Source organism: Sphingobacterium shayense (assembly GCF_013179575.1).
Taxonomy (GTDB): Bacteria; Bacteroidota; Bacteroidia; order Sphingobacteriales; family Sphingobacteriaceae; genus Sphingobacterium; species Sphingobacterium shayense.
Window position 1 is genome coordinate 1 of the sequence record NZ_JABMCQ010000325.1, and the last position, 1303, is coordinate 1303.

Below are 1303 nucleotides of genomic sequence, written 5' to 3' on the forward strand. Positions count from 1 at the left end.
AGCGCTAGTGATACCCTGAGTACCGCGGGACCGGAGAAATCCTGTGGGAATCTGCCAGCACCATCTGGTAAGGCTAAATACTCCTGAGAGACCGATAGTGAACCAGTACCGTGAGGGAAAGGTGAAAAGAACCCCGAACAGGGGAGTGAAAAGAACCTGAAACCGTGTGCTTACAATCGGTCGGAGCACCTTTGTGGTGTGACGGCGTGCCTTTTGCATAATGAGCCTACGAGTTACTCTTATCTGGCAAGGTTAAGTCCTTCAGGGACGCAGCCGAAGCGAAAGCGAGTCTGAATAGGGCGTATAGTCAGGTGAGGTAGACGCGAAACCTTGTGATCTACCCTTGGGCAGGTTGAAGTTGCGGTAACACGTAATGGAGGACCGAACCGATAAACGTTGAAAAGTTTCCGGATGACCTGAGGGTAGGGGTGAAAGGCCAATCAAACTGGGAAATAGCTCGTACTCCCCGAAATGTTTTTAGGAACAGCGTCGATATAGAGTCTTGCAGAGGTAGAGCTACCGATTGGGTGCGGGGGAGTCAAATCCTACCAAATCCAGACGAACTCCGAATGCTGTAAGATATGATCGGCAGTGAGGCTTTGGGTGCTAAGGTCCAAGGCCGAGAGGGAAAGAACCCAGACCATCAGCTAAGGTCCCCAAATGTAGTCTAAGTTGAACTAACGAGGTCCGGTTGCCCAGACAGCTAGGATGTTGGCTTGGAAGCAGCCATTCATTTAAAGAGTGCGTAACAGCTCACTAGTCGAGCGACCGGGCGTGGATAATAAACGGGCATCAAGATTACTACCGAAGCTATGGATTATATACTATAGAGTATATACTGGTAGGGGAGCATTCTATATGGGGTGAATCCGGGAGGTGACTTCCGGTGGACTGTATAGAAAAGCAAATGTAGGCATAAGTAACGATAAGGCGGGTGAGAAACCCGCCCACCGAAAGACTAAGGTTTCCTGATCAACGCTAATCGGATCAGGGTTAGTCGGGGCCTAAGGCGCATCCGAAAGGAGAGAGCCGATGGACAACTGGTTAATATTCCAGTACTTTTTATAACTGCGATGTGGTGACGGAGTAGTGACACTGCCGCGAACTGACGGAATAGTTCGTTGAAGGATGTAGGTATTGGTTGCGTAGGCAAATCCGCGCGACTAGCTGAACTCCGATAGTACAGCAAAGCTTCGGCGGCGCTGATAGTGCAGGTAATCAGACTTCCAAGAAAACCCGCTAAGCTTCAGGTTATAAAAACCCGTACCGTAAACCGACACAGGTAGTCGAGGAGAGAATCCTA

At 49.8% G+C, this 1303-nt stretch carries 1 rRNA gene; it reads left to right on the plus strand.

The features are described 5' to 3' along the window. A 23S ribosomal RNA gene (locus HP439_RS19125) occupies positions 1-1303 on the plus strand; the annotation flags it as partial.